This is a genomic window from Streptosporangium sp. CA-115845 (assembly GCF_050943795.1).
Taxonomy (GTDB): Bacteria; Actinomycetota; Actinomycetes; order Streptosporangiales; family Streptosporangiaceae; genus Streptosporangium.
On sequence record NZ_CP191988.1, the window covers coordinates 5,658,865 to 5,676,079 of the forward strand.

The 17,215-nt window shown below is 70.5% G+C and carries 18 protein-coding genes; 13 read left to right on the forward strand and 5 right to left on the reverse strand.

Going from position 1 to position 17,215, the window contains the following annotated elements; all coding sequences use genetic code 11:
- Positions 1-22: 22 nt before the first annotated feature.
- Positions 23-1,450 (reverse strand): purine-cytosine permease family protein, encoded by a 1,428-nt coding sequence (locus tag ACQP0P_RS27755; protein WP_433359539.1) that lies wholly within the window; start codon positions 1,448-1,450, stop codon positions 23-25.
- A gap of 288 nt (positions 1,451-1,738) precedes the next feature.
- On the opposite strand from ACQP0P_RS27755, the gene ACQP0P_RS27760 reads away from it, so the two are divergent.
- Positions 1,739-2,683 (forward strand): LacI family DNA-binding transcriptional regulator, encoded by a 945-nt coding sequence (locus tag ACQP0P_RS27760; protein WP_433359542.1) that lies wholly within the window; start codon positions 1,739-1,741, stop codon positions 2,681-2,683.
- A gap of 4 nt (positions 2,684-2,687) precedes the next feature.
- Here ACQP0P_RS27760 and ACQP0P_RS27765 read toward each other — a convergent pair whose 3' ends face one another.
- A complete protein-coding gene (locus ACQP0P_RS27765; protein WP_433359545.1) occupies positions 2,688-3,263 on the reverse strand; it encodes a TetR/AcrR family transcriptional regulator in 576 nt (191 codons plus the stop codon).
- A gap of 148 nt (positions 3,264-3,411) precedes the next feature.
- Between ACQP0P_RS27765 and ACQP0P_RS27770 the strand changes: the two genes are divergently transcribed.
- From ACQP0P_RS27770 to ACQP0P_RS27805, 8 genes are all read left to right on the forward strand, one after another.
- The gene (locus tag ACQP0P_RS27770) at positions 3,412-4,374 is read left to right on the forward strand and encodes an agmatine deiminase family protein (protein WP_433359548.1); all 963 of its coding nucleotides are present in this window, start codon (positions 3,412-3,414) and stop codon (positions 4,372-4,374) included.
- Positions 4,371-5,330 carry a nitrilase-related carbon-nitrogen hydrolase gene (locus ACQP0P_RS27775; protein ID WP_433359551.1) on the forward strand — a complete coding sequence of 320 codons (960 nt, stop codon included), beginning with the start codon at positions 4,371-4,373 and terminating at the stop codon, positions 5,328-5,330. Before ACQP0P_RS27770 ends, ACQP0P_RS27775 begins: the two co-directional genes overlap by 4 nt.
- A 39-nt stretch (positions 5,331-5,369) precedes the next feature.
- Positions 5,370-7,004, forward strand: coding sequence for an ABC transporter substrate-binding protein (locus ACQP0P_RS27780; protein ID WP_433359554.1), 1,635 nt, complete (start codon positions 5,370-5,372; stop codon positions 7,002-7,004).
- Positions 7,001-7,954, forward strand: a complete 954-nt coding sequence (locus ACQP0P_RS27785; protein ID WP_433359557.1) for an ABC transporter permease — start codon at positions 7,001-7,003, stop codon at positions 7,952-7,954. Before ACQP0P_RS27780 ends, ACQP0P_RS27785 begins: the two co-directional genes overlap by 4 nt.
- Positions 7,954-8,811 (forward strand): ABC transporter permease, encoded by an 858-nt coding sequence (locus ACQP0P_RS27790; RefSeq protein ID WP_433359560.1) that lies wholly within the window; start codon positions 7,954-7,956, stop codon positions 8,809-8,811. The genes ACQP0P_RS27785 and ACQP0P_RS27790 overlap by 1 nt, the downstream gene beginning before the upstream one ends.
- Complete coding sequence (locus ACQP0P_RS27795) at positions 8,808-9,779, forward strand: ABC transporter ATP-binding protein (RefSeq protein ID WP_433359563.1); 972 nt, start codon at positions 8,808-8,810, stop codon at positions 9,777-9,779. The genes ACQP0P_RS27790 and ACQP0P_RS27795 overlap by 4 nt, the downstream gene beginning before the upstream one ends.
- The gene (locus ACQP0P_RS27800; protein WP_433359566.1) at positions 9,772-10,584 is read left to right on the forward strand and encodes an ABC transporter ATP-binding protein; all 813 of its coding nucleotides are present in this window, start codon (positions 9,772-9,774) and stop codon (positions 10,582-10,584) included. Before ACQP0P_RS27795 ends, ACQP0P_RS27800 begins: the two co-directional genes overlap by 8 nt.
- A 263-nt stretch (positions 10,585-10,847) precedes the next feature.
- On the forward strand, positions 10,848-11,168 hold the full coding sequence (locus ACQP0P_RS27805; protein ID WP_433359569.1) for a hypothetical protein: 321 nt from the start codon (positions 10,848-10,850) through the stop codon (positions 11,166-11,168).
- A 102-nt stretch (positions 11,169-11,270) separates the two neighbouring features.
- Here ACQP0P_RS27805 and ACQP0P_RS27810 read toward each other — a convergent pair whose 3' ends face one another.
- The 3 genes from ACQP0P_RS27810 to ACQP0P_RS27820 all read right to left on the reverse strand — a co-directional run bounded on the left by ACQP0P_RS27810 (position 11,271) and on the right by ACQP0P_RS27820 (position 14,359).
- Positions 11,271-12,269: a carbohydrate kinase family protein gene (locus ACQP0P_RS27810; RefSeq protein ID WP_433359572.1), complete on the reverse strand. Its 999-nt coding sequence runs from the start codon at positions 12,267-12,269 to the stop codon at positions 11,271-11,273.
- Positions 12,270-12,563: 294 nt separating this feature from the next.
- Positions 12,564-13,229 carry a response regulator gene (locus ACQP0P_RS27815; protein ID WP_433359575.1) on the reverse strand — a complete coding sequence of 222 codons (666 nt, stop codon included), beginning with the start codon at positions 13,227-13,229 and terminating at the stop codon, positions 12,564-12,566.
- Entirely contained in the window at positions 13,226-14,359 is a 1,134-nt protein-coding gene (locus ACQP0P_RS27820; protein ID WP_433359578.1) for a sensor histidine kinase, read from the reverse strand. Before ACQP0P_RS27820 ends, ACQP0P_RS27815 begins: the two co-directional genes overlap by 4 nt.
- A gap of 165 nt (positions 14,360-14,524) precedes the next feature.
- Between ACQP0P_RS27820 and ACQP0P_RS27825 the strand changes: the two genes are divergently transcribed.
- The 4 genes from ACQP0P_RS27825 to ACQP0P_RS27840 all read left to right on the forward strand — a co-directional run bounded on the left by ACQP0P_RS27825 (position 14,525) and on the right by ACQP0P_RS27840 (position 17,095).
- On the forward strand, positions 14,525-14,917 hold the full coding sequence (locus tag ACQP0P_RS27825) for a hypothetical protein (RefSeq protein WP_433359581.1): 393 nt from the start codon (positions 14,525-14,527) through the stop codon (positions 14,915-14,917).
- Complete coding sequence (locus ACQP0P_RS27830; RefSeq protein ID WP_433359584.1) at positions 14,914-16,440, forward strand: multicopper oxidase family protein; 1,527 nt, start codon at positions 14,914-14,916, stop codon at positions 16,438-16,440. The genes ACQP0P_RS27825 and ACQP0P_RS27830 overlap by 4 nt, the downstream gene beginning before the upstream one ends.
- Before the next feature lie 253 nt (positions 16,441-16,693).
- Positions 16,694-16,828 carry a hypothetical protein gene (locus ACQP0P_RS27835; protein WP_433359586.1) on the forward strand — a complete coding sequence of 45 codons (135 nt, stop codon included), beginning with the start codon at positions 16,694-16,696 and terminating at the stop codon, positions 16,826-16,828.
- A gap of 123 nt (positions 16,829-16,951) precedes the next feature.
- Positions 16,952-17,095, forward strand: a complete 144-nt coding sequence (locus tag ACQP0P_RS27840) for a hypothetical protein (protein ID WP_433359588.1) — start codon at positions 16,952-16,954, stop codon at positions 17,093-17,095.
- Positions 17,096-17,215: the final 120 nt, after the last annotated feature.

The following is a 17,215-nucleotide window of genomic DNA, read 5'->3' on the forward strand; positions in this document are numbered from 1 at the left end:
TTCATGGGGGGTGTGAAGGTGGTCAGTGAAGTCGTGTGAGCAGGCCCTCTTCCTGGACCATCCGGCGTTCTCCGGCCAGGTCCAGGCCGCGGGCGAAGAGCAGGTAGCAGCCGCCCGCCACGGGAAGCCCGACGAACAGGGAGTAGTCGACGCCGCCGAGGCTCTCAGCGATGGGTCCGGTGTAGAGGCCGACGATGACCATGAAGGGCGCCATCGCGGCCAGGCCGATCAGGTAGGCCAGGTTGCCGCGCCATCCCCAGCGCCCGTAGATGCCGTGCGGGTTGAAGATCTCCTTGACGACGTACTGGCCGCGGCGGACGAAGAAGTAGTCCACCAGGTTGATCGCGGTCCACGGGATGAACAGGTACGTCAGGAAGACCACCACGTTCGCGTAGAACCAGTTGAACTGGTCGATGCCCACGAAGGTGGCGATCGAGCCGACCAGGACGAGCATGATGCCGATCGTCACGGCCCGGATCGTCCGAGTCGGCTTGATCGGCCGGAAGGAGTCCACGATGGAGATCATCGTGAGGCTGCCGCCGTACTGGTTGATCGCCATGATCGACAGCAGGCCGACCAGCAGAACGGAGATCGCGACGGCGCCGAACCCCTCGAACAGGCGGTCGGCCGCCTGCTTCAGCGCGGCCACCGGCGTGGCCCCCGGCGGCGCGGCCGCGGAGACCACCGCCCCCAGGACGAACACCCACAGCCCGGAGATCGCGCTCGGCAGGTAGGTCCACCAGAAGGTGCTGCGCGCCGGGATGTCGGGACGCAGGTATCGCGAGTAGTCGGACACGTACGGCGCCCAGCCCAGCTGGAAACCGCTGACGAAGACGAACACCAGCATGAAACTGCTCAACTCGAACGGGCCCGGCGTCCAGGCGTCGGCGGGAAGCCCCCCGCCGAACAGGGCAGCCCCCGTGAGGACCACCATGACGGCGACGAACGGCCAGGTCAGCCACTTGTTCACCGCATGGATCCAGTCATAGCCCAGCAGCGCGATCACGGTGGCGACTGCGGCGGAAAACACGTACCCGAGCCAGGACGGGATGGCGAACAGGGCGTTCATCGCATCCCCGGACAGCAGCGCGTCGGAGGTGTTGTAGCCGATGTAGTTCACCAGGGCGAACACCCACACGGTCAGCGCCGCCCCGACATAGCCGAACTGCGGCCTGGACTGCACCAGTTGCGGCAGGCCGAGCTGCGGTCCCTGCGCCGAGTGGAACGCCATGAAGAACGTGCCGAACAGGGAGCCGAGGACCGTGGCCACCACGGTCCACACGAGCGAGGCCCCCATGGACAGCGTGACCACACCGGTGGCGAAGCCGGTGAGGTTGAGACTACCCACGAACCAGATGGCGCCGACGCTGGATACCCGACCATGGCGTTCGGAGAGCGGGACCCAGTCGATCGAATGCCGCTCGATGGTCCTGCGGTGTCTTCCCGGCACGCCCTCATCAGGTAAAAGACCAGGTGATTCCGTGGTCGCCTTCGACATGCAGCCTCCTTGGGAACAGGGGCCTCGCCACCGCCCCAGACCGGGACGAGGTTTTTTGTGGTGTTGACGCCACAGTGTGTGCCTGCAGAAACGTTTCTGCAATAGTTTCTACAGAAACGTTTCTGCGGATGTGGAAACGAGCAGGTCACTACCTCGGAGAGGTAGATTCAGGGCATGGGCCCGCCGAAGCGAGTAACGATCCGTGACGTGGCGGCGGCAGCCTCCGTTTCGGTTACCACGGTGTCGGACGCGCTCAGCGGCAAGGGCCGCCTGCCGGCCGCCACCCGGGAACGCGTCGCGGCCGTGGCCGCCTCGCTCGACTACCAGGCCAACCCGCGTGCCCGCCGGCTCCGGCAGGGCCGCACCGGGACCATCGGCCTGTACTTCCCCGACCGGGCAGCCGGTCTGGAGTACTACATGAACGTCGCGCTGGGCGCCACCGACGCGGCCTTCGCCCACGATCTCGCCCTGGCCCTGGTGTCCCCCCGCTGGGACGGCCGGCAGATCGCCTCGGCCCACGTCGACGGCCTGATCGTGGTCGATCCCATGCTCGGCGACCCGGTGCTGGACAAGCTGGCCGACCTCGGCCTTCCCATCGTGAGCTGCGAGCGCGATCTCGGCTCCGCCACCCGCTTCTCCGGCACCGTGACGGCCGACAACCGCGGCGCGGTCCAGGAGCTTCTCCGGCACCTCACCGACAACGGCGCCACCACGATCGGCCTGCTCGGTCTGAGCGACGACACCGCCTGGGGCAGCGACGTGCACACCGCGTACCTGGACTGGTGCGCGGCCCGCCGACAGGCACCGCTCATCGGCCGGACCCCCTTCGTCGCGACGGCGGGACCCCGGTTCGAGGCGGCCGACGAGTTGCTGAGCCGCCATCCGGAGGTCGACGCCATCGTCAGCGCCCCGGAGGGCGGGGCTCTCAGCGCCCTCCAGGCAGCCGAACGACACGGCAGGAGGGCGCCGGACGACATCCTCATCGCCTCCTGTGTAGATCACTCCTCACTGCGCTCGTGCATGCCGCCCATCACCGCGATCGACCTGAACCCCCGTCTGATGGGCCGGTACGGCGCGGACCTCCTCGCCGGCCTCCTGGGGGAAAGCCCCGAAGCCCCCATCACGAAGGCCCTGCCCACCCGGCTTGTCAAGCGGGCGTCAACCCTCCCTCTGCGAGCCGGATAAAAGATCATCGCCTGCCCAACTCGGCGGCGACGGCGCCCTTCAGCAGTTCGCGGGCGCGCTCCAGGGATATCGAGTCGCTGAGCCAGCGTTCGCTCAGCCCTTCGACCAGGGCGGTGAGGCGCTCGGCGGCGTCCGTCGGCTCGGCCTCGGCTGCGGCGAGGCCCGCCGCCTGCGCCTGCCGGATCATGTCTGCGAGCTCGTCGGCCCACTCACGGGTGGACGATCTCAGTGGCTCGCGCAGATCCCGGTCGAACACGGCGCTGGCCCGCAGCTCGCCCCACGCGGCGCTGTTCTCCCGGACCACCGGGGTGTCCTGCAGTTCCAGCAGCAGGAGCAGCTCCAGCTGCGCGCGCGGATCCTCCCCGATCGCCCGCGCCTCCTCGGTGTACCGGTCGGCCCGCTCGTTGACGAAGCCCAGGGTCCGGCGCATCAGCCCGGCCCGGTCCTCGAAGTGGTAGTAGATCAGCGCGGTCGACACCCCGGCCTCGGCGGCCAGCTTCTCCACCCGCAGACCACGCACGCCGCTCTGGGCGATGACGCGGACGGCCGCTTCCAGGATCAGTCGCTGACGATCGGACATGGCGCCTCACGTTGTAGAAGTTACATTCGATTCTTGACTAAAACTTCAGTCAGTCGCCACTATAGCAACCCAACAACTGACTGATTTTTCAGCTAGGAGAGCGATGATGCGGATGCCGGCCGAATGGGCCGCACATGACGGATGTCTGATGGCCTGGCCGACCCGGGCCGACCTGTGGGGGGGCGCGCTCGCCGCGGCGCGGGCCGAGTACGCGGCGGTGGCCCGGGCCATCGCCGGGTTCGAGCCGGTAACGATGGTGGCGCTGCCCGGCCAGGGCGCTCAGGCCCGCGAGCAGTGCGGCGACACCGTCGAGGTGATCGAGTTGCCGATCGACGACTCGTGGCTGCGTGACTCGGGGCCGATCTTCGTGCTCGGCTCCGACGGCGCCCGCGCCGGGGTGGATTTCCGGTTCAACTCCTGGGGCGGCAAACACCACCCGTGGGATCAGGACGACAAGATCAGCGCGGTGCTGCTGGAGCGGCTCGGCGTGGACCGCGTCGATTCCCGGATGATCCTGGAAGGCGGCGCGATCACCGTCGACGGCGAGGGCACGCTGATCACCACCGAGCAGTGCCTGCTGCACCCGAACCGGAACCCTGACCTGTCCCGCGCGGACATCGAGGCCGAACTCAGAGCCAGGCTGGGCGTCACCAAGGTGATCTGGTTGCCGTACGGCGGGCTGGAGGACCGGGAGACCGACGGCCACGTGGACGGTGTCGCCGCGTTCACCGCCCCGGGAAAGGTGCTGATCCAGGTGCCGGACGATCCCGAACACCCCGACTACGCGCGGATGCGCGCGAACAGGGCGGTGCTGGACGCCTCCACCGACGCGGCCGGACGGCGGTTCGAGCTGACCGAACTTCCGCAGAGCGCGTTCGTCGAGGTCGCCGGGGCCCAGGTCGAGGTCGGCTACCTGAACTTCTACGTGGCCAACGGCGGCGTGATCGTCCCGGTCGCCGGGGTACCGGCCGACGAGGAGGCACTGGCCGTCATCGCCGGGGCCTTCCCCGACCGGAAGGTGATCGGGGTGGTGGCCAGGACCGTCGCCTACGGCGGCGGCGGGGTGCACTGCATCACCCAGCAGATCCCGGCCAAGGACGGTGCGCGGTGAGCCAGACGGACTACGCCCTGCTGACCTCGTTCGGATCGCCGCTCGGCTCTCCCGGCCGTACCCGGCCCGGCCCGGGGACCATGCTGCGCGTGGGCCTCGTGCAGATGCGCTGGCAGGCCGACGAGGGGGCGCATGACGAGGCGCTGCGCGCCGGAGTCCGGCTGGCCGCCGACCAGGGCGCCGAGCTGGTGTGCCTGCCCGAGCTGACCCGCAGTCCCTACTTCGCGACCGACGAGAAGGCGGCCGCGGGCGCCAGCCTGTATCTGGAAGACCTTCCGGATGGGCCGACCACCCGCCTGGCCACCGAGCTGGCCGTCGAACTGGGCATCGCGGTGCACGCCTCGCTGTACGAACAGGCCCTCGACGGCGGGCTCGGCTACAACACCGCGATCTGTGTCGGTCCGGACGGGGCGCTGCTCGCGCGCACCCGCAAGCTGCACATCCCCCGGTTTCCCGGCTACCACGAGGATCTGTGCTTCCGGCCCGGCGACACCGGGTTCCCGGTGACCACCGTGGCCGGCGCCCGGTTCGGCTTCCCCACCTGCTGGGACGAGTGGTTTCCCGAGCTGGCCCGGGTGTACGCGCTGGACGGCGCGCAGGTGCTGGTCCACCCCACCGCGATCGGCTCGGAGCCGGAGTGGCCGCAGTTCGACACCCGGCCGATGTGGGAGCACGCCATCTCCGCCAACGGCCTGGCCAACGCCCTGTTCATGGTGGTGCCCAACCGGGTCGGCGCGGAGGGACCGATCACTTTCTACGGCTCGTCGTTCATCTCCGACCCCTACGGCCGGGTGATGCTGCGTGCCCCGCGCGACCGGCCCGCGGTGCTGGTCGCCGACCTCGACCTGGACCAGCAGCGCGACTGGCTGGAGTTCGGACTGATCCGCACCCGGCGGCCGGAGCTGTACGGCGCCCTGACCCGCCCGGTTGGTCACCGAGCGGGGGCGCCTTCGTGACCACCACCCGCCGCTGATCCGCGAACCAGGGAGCCCCCCATGCCGGAGATCTCACCCCCGCCCGCCGCGCTGGCCGCCGCGCTCACAGTCGCCGCCCTCATGGGAACCGCCTGCGGCGAGGTCGCCACCCGCGACAACGCCGGCGGCACCGGCTACACCCTGTCGGCGTCGACACCCGTGCCCAAGGGCGACATCGACTCCTTCTCGTGGTCGATCTACGCCGAGCCGCCGACGCTCGATTACATCTACGCGTTCGACTACCCCCAGAACATGATCCTCTCCAATGTCTGCGAGAGCCTCATGCGCTGGACCCCACAGCTCGGTCTGGAGCCCGGGCTGGCGTCGGAGGTGAAGCAGCCGAATCCCCGGACGTACGTCTACCGGATCCGGCCGGGGGTGAGGTTTCACGGCGGCGGGGAGCTGACCGCCGACGACGCCGTCCACAGCCTGCGCCGCCACCTGGATCCCGGCCTGGGGTCCTACTGGGCCAAGTCCTTCGAACGCGTCGCCTCGATCGACAAGACCGGGCCGATGGAGGTGACCGTCCGGCTCAAGCGGCCCGACTCCCAGTTCAACCAGTGGATGGCCACCTCGGCCGGCACCATCGTCAACCCGGGAACGATCAAGGCCATGGGCAAGGAGTACGGCAACCCCGACGGCGGCGTGGACTGCACCGGCCCCTACCGGCTCGGTGTCTGGCGCAAGGGCGAGTCGATCGAACTTGACCGCTTCGACGGCTACTGGGGACGGAGGGCGAGATCGGGTAAGGCCGTCTTCCGGTTCATCACCGACCCGGCCGCCCGTACCAACGCCATGCTCACCGGTGAGATCGACGGCGGATATCTCATCGGCCCCGACAGCTATGCCAGCCTCAGCTCAGGCGGCAAGGGCACGCTCCACTTCGGCAAGAGCCTGACCACGATCAATCTGGCCTTCACCAATCTCAAGGGGACACTGAGCGACGTCCGGGTCCGCCGCGCCCTGTCCCTGGCGCTGGACCGGGACGGCTTCATCAAGACCGGGCTGCAGGGAGTCGGTTCCCCCGCAGCCGCCCCCGCCCCCCGCGAAGCCTGGCAGGGCCTGCCGAAGGCGGCCGTGGACGACGCCTACACCGGACTGCCACCCGTCAGGCGGGACCTGGCCGGCGCCAAGGAGCTCATCCGGCAGGCGGGCGCCACCGGTAAGAAGATCACCGTCGCGACCAGCCCGATCGGCTCCGATGTGTCACTACTGGCGACCGCCGTACAGGCGGCCGGCACCGAGATCGGCCTCGACGTCGAGCTCAAGAGCATCGCACCGGACGCCTACACCGCGCTGTTCTCCGATCCGAAGGCGCGCGCGGCCGTGGACCTGTTCCCCAGCACCTACTACCTGTCGATCACGGACCCGCTGGCAAGCTACTCGATCTTCCGTTCCGGAGCCTTCGAGAACTATGCCGGTTACTCAGATCCCGCCTACGACTCGCTGGTGGACCAGGCCATCGCGGAGTACGACCCGGCCAAGCGGGCCGCGCTGACCGCGCGGCTGCAGAAGGCCGAGACCGACCAGGTGCTGTGGATCCCGGTCGCCGAGTGGCCGACCTCGCTGTTCCTCGGTACCCGGATCACGGGCGCGCCGACCTCCATCTCCTACATGTACTACCCCTGGGCGGCAGACGTGGGGGCGGCCGGATGATCGTCAGGTTCCTCGTCCGGCGGCTGCTGGAAACGGCGTCGAGCCTGGTGGCCGCGTCGTTCCTGGTGTTCGGTGCGCTCTACCTGGCCCCCGGCAGTCCGGAGACCTTCCTGCTCGGCGGCCGGGCGGCCGGCCCCGAGGCGCTCGCCGCGATCCGGGTCCAGTACCACCTGGATGACCCGTTCGTCGTGCAGTACGTCAAGTGGGCGGGCGGCGTGGTCACCGGCGACCTGGGCCGGTCGATGCAGTACCGCAGCCCCGTGCTGGGTCTGATCGAGGCCCGTTTGCCCAGCACGCTGCTGCTCGTCACGATGGCGGCGGTGCTGGTGGTGTTCTTCGGTATCGGACTGGGCCGGCTGGCCGCGGTGCGCGGCGGGGTCGCCGACTCCGCGGTCCTGGTCGGCACCTCGGTGGCGCTGGGCACCCCGTCATTCGTCGCCGCCATCGGACTGCTGTGGGTCTTCTCGGTACAGCTCGGCTGGTTTCCCACCATCGGCAGCGGCAGCGGCCTGGGCGGCATGATCTACCACCTGGCGCTGCCGTCCATAGCGCTCGCCCTCTACTGGACCGGCTGGCTCGCCCGGGTCACCCGCAGCGCGATGCTCGACCAGTTCGGCCTTGAGCACGTCACGGTGGCGCGTAGCCGGGGCCTGCCCGAACGCGCGGTCATCCGGCGGCACGTGCTGCGCAACGCGCTCGGGCCCATCGTCACCGTCAGCGGTCTGACCCTCTCCGGACTGGTCATCAGCACAGTGCTGGTCGAGGCGGCCTTCGGCATCGGCGGACTCGGCGCACTGCTGGAAAGCTCGGTGCAGGTCAAGGACTTCCCAGTAGTGCAGGCCATCGCCCTGCTGGTGGTCGCGCTGTTCACCCTGACCAACCTGATCGTGGACCTGTGCCACCCGCTGGTGGACCCGCGGGCCCGCCTCGGCGCCAGGAGCGGCGCCTGATGACCGCGGCCCCGCTCATCCGTCGGCCGAGCCTCGGCAGCCCGCGTACCGGCCGCGGCCCGCTCTATCTGACCTGCCTCGCCTTCGCCACGCTGCTGGTCGGCATCGCGCTGGTCGCGCCCTGGCTGGCGCACGCCGACCCCAACGCCACCGACCTCGGCACGGCCCTGACCGGCCCGTCCCCCGGGCATCCGCTCGGCGCCGACGCCGCAGGCCGTGACACCCTGTCCCGGCTCCTCCTCGGTGCGCGCACCTCGCTACTGGGACCGATCGCGGTGGTCGTCGTCTCCACCGTCGCGGGGGTCGCGGTGGGCGTCGCCGCGGGCTGGCTCGGCGGCTGGGTGGACGCCCTGCTGTCGCGGACCAGCGAGCTGCTGCTCGCCTTCCCCGCCCTACTTGTGGCGATCATGCTCGTCGCGCTGCACGGTCCGGGCCTGACCGCCCCGGTGATCGCCCTGTCACTGGCCTACCTGCCCTACGTCAGTCGGCTGGCCCGCAACCTCACCCTCTCCGAGAGGCAACGGCCCTATCTGGCCGCCTACCGGGTGCAGGGCTTCTCGAACCTAACGATCTGCCTTCGCCACCTGATACCCAACATCACCCCGGTGGTGCTCGCCCAGTCGTCGGTCAACTTCGGCTACGCCCTGCTCGACCTGTCTGCTCTGTCATACCTGGGGCTGGGCGTACCGCCGCTGACCCCGGACTGGGGATCGATGATCAACGACGGCCAGACCGCGCTGCTGCAGGGCTACCCGCTTTCCGCCATCGCGCCCTGCGCGGCGATCGTCCTCACCGTGGTGTCCTTCAACGTCGTCGCCGAGCACTGGGCCGACCGGGTGTCCCGGAGGCGGGTGTGAACGTGCTGCGGATCAAGGGGCTGCGACTGTGGCTGCCGGCCACGCGCCGACCGGTACTGGACGGCGTCGACCTGACTGTCGGCGCGGGCGAGATCGTGGCGCTGGTCGGCGAGTCCGGATCCGGCAAGAGCCTGACCTCGCGGACCGCGCTCGGCCTACTGCCGGCCGGCGCGCACACCGAGGGGGCGGTACGCGTCGGGGACGAGGACGTACTCGCCATGTCACCGTCCCGGCTGCGCGAACTGCGCGGCCGTACCGTCTCCATGATCTTCCAGGACCCGCGGGCGGCCACCAACCCGCTCCGCCGGATCGACGACTTCCTCTACGAAGCCCGCCCCTCGTCACAGCCCCGTGCCGCGTCGCGAGCCCGCGCCCACGAGCTGCTGGACGCGGTGGGCCTGGATCTTCGCGTGTTGCGGCGGTATCCACACGAACTGTCCGGCGGCATGCTGCAGCGCGTCATGATCGCCGCCGCGCTGATGGGCGCCCCGAAGCTGCTGCTCTGCGACGAGCCCACCACCGCCCTCGACGTCACCACCCAAGCCGAGATCATCGCCGTGCTCGACACCCTGCGGCGGAGATACGGTACCGGACTGCTGTTCGTCACCCACGACCTGGAACTGGCGGCCGCCATCGCCGACCGGGTGTACGTCATGTACGCGGGACGGATCGCGGAGGGCGGACCGGCCCGCGCGGTGTTCAGCGGCCCACGCCACCCCTACACCACCGCGCTGCTGGCCTCCACCCCCCGGCTGGAGGCGCCGCGTACCCGGCTGGCCTCCGTCCCCGGGCAACCGCCCGATCTGCTGACAGAGCCGGGCGGCTGCGCGTTCGCGGCGCGCTGCCCGCACGCGACACCGGTGTGCGGCACCGACGTCCCGGTTCCGGCCGCACACGACCCGGATCGGATCGTCGCCTGCCACCACAGCGCACTGCTGCCACTCCAAGGAGGTGAGACACGTGGCTGAGCCGCTGCTTGAGGTCGCCGGGCTGTACAAGACCTACGGGAGCGTTCCCGCGCTGCGTGACGTGTCGTTCACGCTGGCCGAAGGCGGCTCGCTGGGCATCGTCGGCGAGTCCGGCTCCGGCAAGACCACCACCGCCCGCATCGTCCTCGGCCTGGAACGAGCCGACACCGGGCGCGTCACCGTGCGTGGTCGCGACCGTTCACCACGGCGACGCGGACGCGCGGAGCGGCTGCGCGGAGCCCGCGAGGTTCAGATCGTCTTCCAGGATCCGCTCCTGTCGCTGGATCCGCGGATCAGTCCCGGCGCGGTGCTCCGCGAGACACTGAGGCTGCACTTCCCCGGCACCGACCACACCCGGCGGATCGCGCAACTCCTCGACCAGGTCGGGCTGGGCGAGCGGGAGGCCACCGGGCTGCCCCGGCAGTTGTCGGGCGGGCAGCGTCAGCGAGTCGCCATCGCCCGCGCTCTCGCGGTCGAACCCTCGATCCTGATCCTCGACGAGGCCGTCGCCGCCCTTGACGTCTGCGTCCAGGCCCAGATCCTCAACCTACTCGCCGACCTGCGTGAACAGACCGGAACGGCCTACCTGTTCATCACCCACGACCTGGGCGTCGTCAGCCAGGCCGCGGATCACCTCATTGTCATGCGACACGGGCAGATCGTCGAACGTGGCCGTACGGAGCAGGTGCTGACCGAACCCAGGCACCCTTACACCCGGCTGCTACTGGATTCGGTGCCCAGGCCCGGTTGGCGGCCCGAGTCGATCGCCCGCGCGCGGCGCGACCTCCCCGGGCCCGCCGGATGACGATGAACTGGACGGAGGCTTTGGCGGTCTTCAGCCCTCCGGGTAGACCGACCGGCCCCAGTCGTTCCGGTCGGCGGCGAGGTTCGTGGCTCCGCTGGGAAAGTGCCTCCGTTGTCATCGTGGCGAGCCGGCTTCGTATCTCGGCCAACGGCACAGTCATCGTCAAGAGTCGGTCTGGGACGGCGGTGATGCCGGTGTCAGGCGGGACGGCGCGGGTAGCGGAGCGGTAAGGCAGAAGTGAACGATGCGAAGAGGTGATCGCCATGCCGCGTGGTTCCAGTTCCAAGCGTGAGCGGCAGTACAGGCACATCAAGGAGAGCGCGCGACGGCGCGGGGAGAAGGAGAGCCGGGCCGAGGAGATCGCGGCCCGGACCGTCGACAAGGAACGCGCCCGCGCCGGGGAGTCCCGCACCGCGAGCCGCACCTCGACCCAGGACATCTCCTCGTCCCGGCGCGGCGGACCGCGCTCGCGCTCCGGAGCCGCCGGCCGCACCAAGGATCAGCTTTACGCGGAGGCCAAGCGCCGCAACATCAAGGGCCGCTCGACCATGAGCAAGGCGCAACTGGAGAAGGCTCTCCGTTGAGGATCCGGCGGGCGCGTCCCGCGCTCGGAGCCTCATGGCGACCGGGGCGAGCCGCGTCCGGCCGGGCCTGTTTACGGCCACCGATCGGCCCCACCGCCCACGCTACCTACCTCCAGCACCGATGTCCCGATCTGACCGCTTTGCCGTGTGTCGGTACCGACGGTCCAGGTCCTGGGCGGCCCGTAGTTCGGCGCGGGTGGGCGGGTTCGCTCCCGCGCGCTGGCAGGTGAGGCCCGCCACCATGACCGCCTGGTCGAGGACTCCGGTCAGTTCCACCTCGGACAACTCGCCGATCAGGGCCGGGGTGGCGCGACCGCCCCGCAGCAGCCCGTCGAGCAGGCCGGCGGTGAAAGCGTCTCCGGCACCGACGGTGTCCACCACCTGAACCGGGATCGCCGGTCGCCGGAGCGCGTGGCCGCCTCGGGTCAGCCCCAGGCAGCCCTCGCCACCGTAGGTGACCACCACCAGGTCGGGGCCCAGGGCCAGCCATCCCTCGGCCACCTCGCTCGCCTGCCGCTCCGGGTAGAGCCAGCGCAGGTCCTCCTCGCTCACCTTGACCACGTGGGCGAGGGCCGCGTACCGCTCGATGAGCGGGCGCGCGGAGGCAGGGTCGCCGAGCAGGGCGGGCCGGATGTTCGGGTCGTAGCTGAGCAGTACGTGGCCTTCGGCTCTCGCCCGCGCGACGGCGTCGGCGATCCGGTCACCGCCGGGCGGCCGCCAGGCGGCCACGGACCCGGCGTGGATCACCTGGGTCTCCGCCGGCAGGTGCGGCTCGCCGTCCCGCCACTGCCAGTCGGCGGTGCCCTCGACGTGGAAGTCATAGGCGGCCTGACCCGCCTCGTCGACGGAGACGATGGCGAGGGTGGCCGGCTCGCTCGCCGTGACCGCCCAGCGCAGGTCCACCCCGTTCGCCGTGGCGTGCGCGCGCAGCGTCTGGCCCAGCACCCCCGACGAGAGGCGGGCGACGAACACGGTGGGATCGCCCAGGCGGGCCAGGCCGACCGCGACGTTGAGCGGGCTGCCGCCCGGATGCGCGGTGTAGGTTCGGCCGTCGTCCTCCGCGACCATGTCGACGACCGACTCGCCGATGACGCTGATCACGGCTGGTCCGTCACCGTGAGGGGGGTTGCCAACTGGTCTGCCACGTCTCTCCAAGAGTCCTCGAACATGCCTACCCGGTCTTGCTCTCGACACCCGCCGGGAGTTCTTCGTCCCCCGGTCAGCCCAGCCGGACCGGTGCCGCTGGACGATCCGGAAGGCTCCGGAGGGTGCCGACGTCCACCAGATCATCACCCGGGACGGCTCGGAACGGAACTCCCCGGTCGCGGCGATTCACGACATCACACGTCGCGGCCTCATCGACCCGAGAGGCTGATCTCCCGGCGGGCGCGCGGTTCAGCGACCGGTTCCCGGGACGACGTGCCCCGACTCGTAGGCGAAGACGACGAGTTGCGCGCGGTCGCGGGCGCCGAGCTTGGTCATCGTCCTGCTGACGTGCGTCTTGACCGTGGCGTGGCTGATGACCAGATGGGTGGCGATCTCCTCATTGGACATGCCGGCCGCCACCAGCGACAGGACCTCGCGCTCCCGCTCGGTCAGTCGCTCCAGCCCCGGACCGGCCACCGGGCGCGGCGGCGTGGAGACGTACTCCTCGATCAGCCGCCGGGTGACGGACGGCGAAAGCAGCGCGTCGCCGCGGGCGGCCACCCGTACCGACTGCAGCAGTTCGGCAGGCTCGATGTCCTTGAGCAGGAATCCACTGGCTCCCGCGCGCAGGGCGGCGAAGACGTACTCGTCGAGGGCGTAGTTGGTGAGGATCACCACCCGGACTCCGTCGAGCTCGGGATCCTCGCCGATCCTGCGGGTGGCCTGTATCCCGTCGAGCAGCGGCATCCGCACGTCCAGCAGCGTGACGTCCGGCAGCAGCCGCCGGGTCAGCTCGACGGCCTCCACCCCGTTGCCCGCCTCGCCGATCACGACGATGTCGTCGGCGAGTTCGAGCAGGGCCCGGAAACCGGCGCGCATCAGCGCCTGGTCGTCGGCCAGCAGCACCCGGATCACGACTGCCCGGCCAGCGGCAGCTCGGCGCGGACGGCGAACCCGTGCCGGTCGCGCGGTCCGGCGGTGAGCGAGCTGCCGACGGCCACCGCGCGCTCGCGCATCCCGATCAGGCCCATCCCGTGCTCCACGATGCCCGTGCCGGACTCACCGTCGTCCTCGACGCGTACCACGATCATGGCGGGATGGTATTCCAGCGTCAGCGCGATCGACGCGCGCCCGGCGTGGCGCAGCACGTTGGTGAACGCCTCCTGCGTGATGCGGTAGGCCGCCCGGTCGACGTCCGGGGGAAGCTCCCGTGGCACTCCCACGGTGGTGGACCTCACCGGCAGCCCCGCCGCCTCGGCCCTGGTCACCAGCCTCGGCAGGCGGGCCAGCCCCGCCTCGGGACCGTCCGGCTCCGCCTGCCGCAGCACCCCCAGCGTGGCGCGCAGTTCCCGCATCGCCTCGTGCCCCGAGTCCTTGATCGCGACCAGCGCCTCGCGGGCCCGTTCGGGCTTTCGATCCAGCAGCTCCAGGGCGACCGCCACCTGGACGTTGATCACCGAGATGCTGTGGGTGAGCGTGTCGTGCAGTTCCTGGGCGATCCACAGCCGTTCCTCTCCCGCCCGGCGCAGCGCGGCCTCCTCACGGGTGCGCTCGGCCTCGGCCGCACGCCGCTCGACCTCCCGCACGGAGGCGCGGCGGTTCCTGACGACCTCTCCGATGACCACCATCGCCACCAGCCACCCGCTGAGCAGGTTGAACCCGTCGCCGGGCCCGGGGTCGGAGTCGGACAGCGCGATGAGGCCGTAGACGCCCACGGCCAGCGCCACGGCGAGCGAGACGGCCTGCCTGCGGAGGCCGAGGGTCGCCGCCGTGTAGATCGCCGTCAACGCGGGCGCGGCGGCGAAGACACCCGGATACCGCCCCGCGTAGTAGGCGACACCGCACACGACGGCGACCACCCCGACGATCACCGGTGTCCTCCGGCGGAAGGCCAGCGCCAGCGACGACACCGTGATCAGCGCCAGACCCGTGGTGTCCAGCGGCCGCTCGAACGGTCCTGACCAGGACAGCCCGCCGTAGGTGCCCGCGACGATCCCGGTCAGCGCGGCCAGCGCGATCAGCACGTCCGTCCTGTGGTTCCTCACCCCGCCACGCTAGGCCACCGGACCTGGCCGATCCTCCCGCCGGCCGGGGAGGTCCGGCGTACCTCCCCGGTGGTATCGCGGCCCCCGGGTACTTCCGGAGGTGTACGGCGAAACGCCGTCTTCGGGGCGACGATCGTCAAGCGCCGGATCGGAAGCATGGCGTGCATGGACTCTCCCCCCTTCCCCGGCTGGACCATCTGGTCACTGCGCCTGTTCGCCACCGCGCACCTGGCCGGAGTCCTCGGGCAGGCCGCGCTGGCCGGGCTGTTCGTCACCGGTGACGTGGACATGCTCACCTGGCACCGGAACAACGCCGGCGTCACGCACGTCCTGCTCTACCTCCAGCTCGGTGCCGCGATCGGGCTGTGGCGGCCCGGCCGGGGGCCACTCTGGCCTGCCTGGGCGAGCGCCGGGCTCGTGGCCCTGGAGACGGCGCAGGTCGCCCTGGGCCAGGACCGGGTCATCGCCCTGCACTTCCCGCTCGGCATGACGATCTTCGGTCTCTCCGCGGTGCTGTGCGCCTGGACCTGGCGGGGCCTGCGGAGGGTCGCGGCATGACCTCGCGCAGAGCCTTCCTCGGACTGCTGGGCGGCGCGGGCCTCGCCGTCGCCGGATGCGGGAGCCTGACCGGCGAGACCAGCGGCGAGGCCCTTGCCGGCGCGCTGCCGCTACCCAGGCCGTTCACCGTACCGCTGCCCGTTCCCGCACTCGCCCTGCCGGTACGGCCGGGCCACTACGAGGTGGTCCAGCGCGCGGCCAGGGTGGAGATCATCCCCGGTACCACGACCGAGGTGTGGGGGTTCGACGGAACCTTCCCCGGGCCGACCTTCGACCTGCGCCGCGGCGACCGTACCACCGTCAGGGTGCGCAACGAGTTGCCGGTGCCCACCTCCACCCACCTGCACGGCGGCGTCACCCCACCCGACTCCGACGGTTACCCGACCGACCTCGTGGTGCCCGCGGGCCAGGGGTTCGGGCCGCCGCCGGGAGGCCACTCCCAGCACGACCTGTCGTCGTGGACGTTCCACTCCGGGGCCAGGGACTACGTCTACCCGCTGGACCAGCGGGCCGCCACGCTCTGGTACCACGACCACCGGATGGACTTCACCGGTCCGCAGGTGTGGCGAGGGCTGGCCGGACTCCTGATCGTCCGCGACGACGAGGACGACGCGCTGCCGCTGCCGAAGGGCGAGCGCGACCTCCCGTTGATGATCTGCGACCGGTCCTTCGAGGAGGACGGCTCGTTCCGCTACCCGTCGCTCGACCCGAGCCTGCGGATCACGCCGGGGGTCGAGGACGCCTACATGGAGGGGGTCGAAGGCGATGTGATCCTGGTCAACGGCGCCCCGTGGCCGATCCTGGAGGTGTCGGCCACCCGCCACCGGCTGCGCCTGCTCAACGCCTCCAACGCCCGCCGCTACCGGCTGGAGCTGTCTCCCGGCGGCCGCTTCACACAGGTCGGCAGCGACGCCGGGCTGCTGGCCGCGCCGGTGACGCACGCCGCGGTCACCATCGCCCCCGCCGAACGGTTCGACCTGGTCGTGGACTTCTCCGACTACCCGGTGGGCAGCGAGGTGACCCTGGTCAACACCCTGGGGAGCGGCCCCACCAGGAACGTGCTGCGCTTCCTGGTCACTCACCGGGCCTTCGACGACAGCGCGATCCCGAAACGGCTGTCGCGGCCGGAGCCCGCCGAGCGGTCCTCGGCGGTGACCACCAGGACGTTCGACTTCCGCGCCACCAGGCGGGGGCCGGGTGCCCTTTGGACGATCAACGGGCAGCCCTTCCGGCCGGGCAGCCCGCTGGCCCGCCCGCGTCTCGGCACGGCCGAGATCTGGCGCTTCACCAGCGACTTCCACCACCCGGTGCACGTGCACCTGGCCCACTTCCAGGTGCTCTCCCGAAACGGCAGGCCGCCCGCCGCCACCGACGCGGGCTGGAAGGACACCGTGGACGTGCGGCCGTACGAGGTCGTGGAGGTGCTCGTCCGCTTCACGGGCCACCGAGGCCGGTACATGACGCACTGCCACAACCTGGAACACGAGGACATGGCGATGATGGCCGACTTCGAAGTGGTGTGACCGCTCCCGGCATACCCATGCCGGCTCCTCAAGCCCGCCCCGCTTCGGAGAACGGACTCGCTGGATAAACGCTGACACCTGCTTCCGGGAGGCGCCGGGAGGAAACGGTCCTCCTTGGCGTACTGGTCGACCTTCGGCCCTCTTGGCCTGGAAAAACACCGGACGAATTCGAGTCGTGGTGGAATCGGCGTTGATGCGCCGGTTGGCGACGGTTCCCGATCGGCGGTCTGCTTGCGGTCTGCGCCATCCGCTGGTGGCCATCTTGACGTTGGCCGCGTGCGCGACCCTGGTCGTCGGCGGCGACAGCGTCGTGGCGATCTGGCAGTGGGCCGCCCGAAGCCCGCAAGCGGTGCGGATGGTGCGGCGTTCGGTACGGCCGTGCCCGTGATCGTCATCGACCGCAGTGGTTTGCGTCCAGTCGGCATCCGGCCCGGACAACAGCGCGTGCGCGGCGGCGCGTGCCAGCGGTTGATCGCCCTTGAGGATGAGAACGTAGTGGCCGCCCGGCTGAGTGATCAGACGGGCGGTGGTCTTGGTGGTGTGCAGGGCGTCCAAGGTCAAGACCATCCCGGCCACCTGCAGGTGGGCCAACATCGCCCACGCCCGCCGCGATCTTCTCGACCACGATGCCGCATTCGCCGTCTACAACATCTGATCAACAGGACGGAATTGGACATAACAATTCAACGCCGGGGCCCTGGGCTCTCGGGTGCAGCATCATCTGCTGGCGTCGGCTCAAGAACCACCGTTTGTGACGCCGACGCGACAGCGGCCG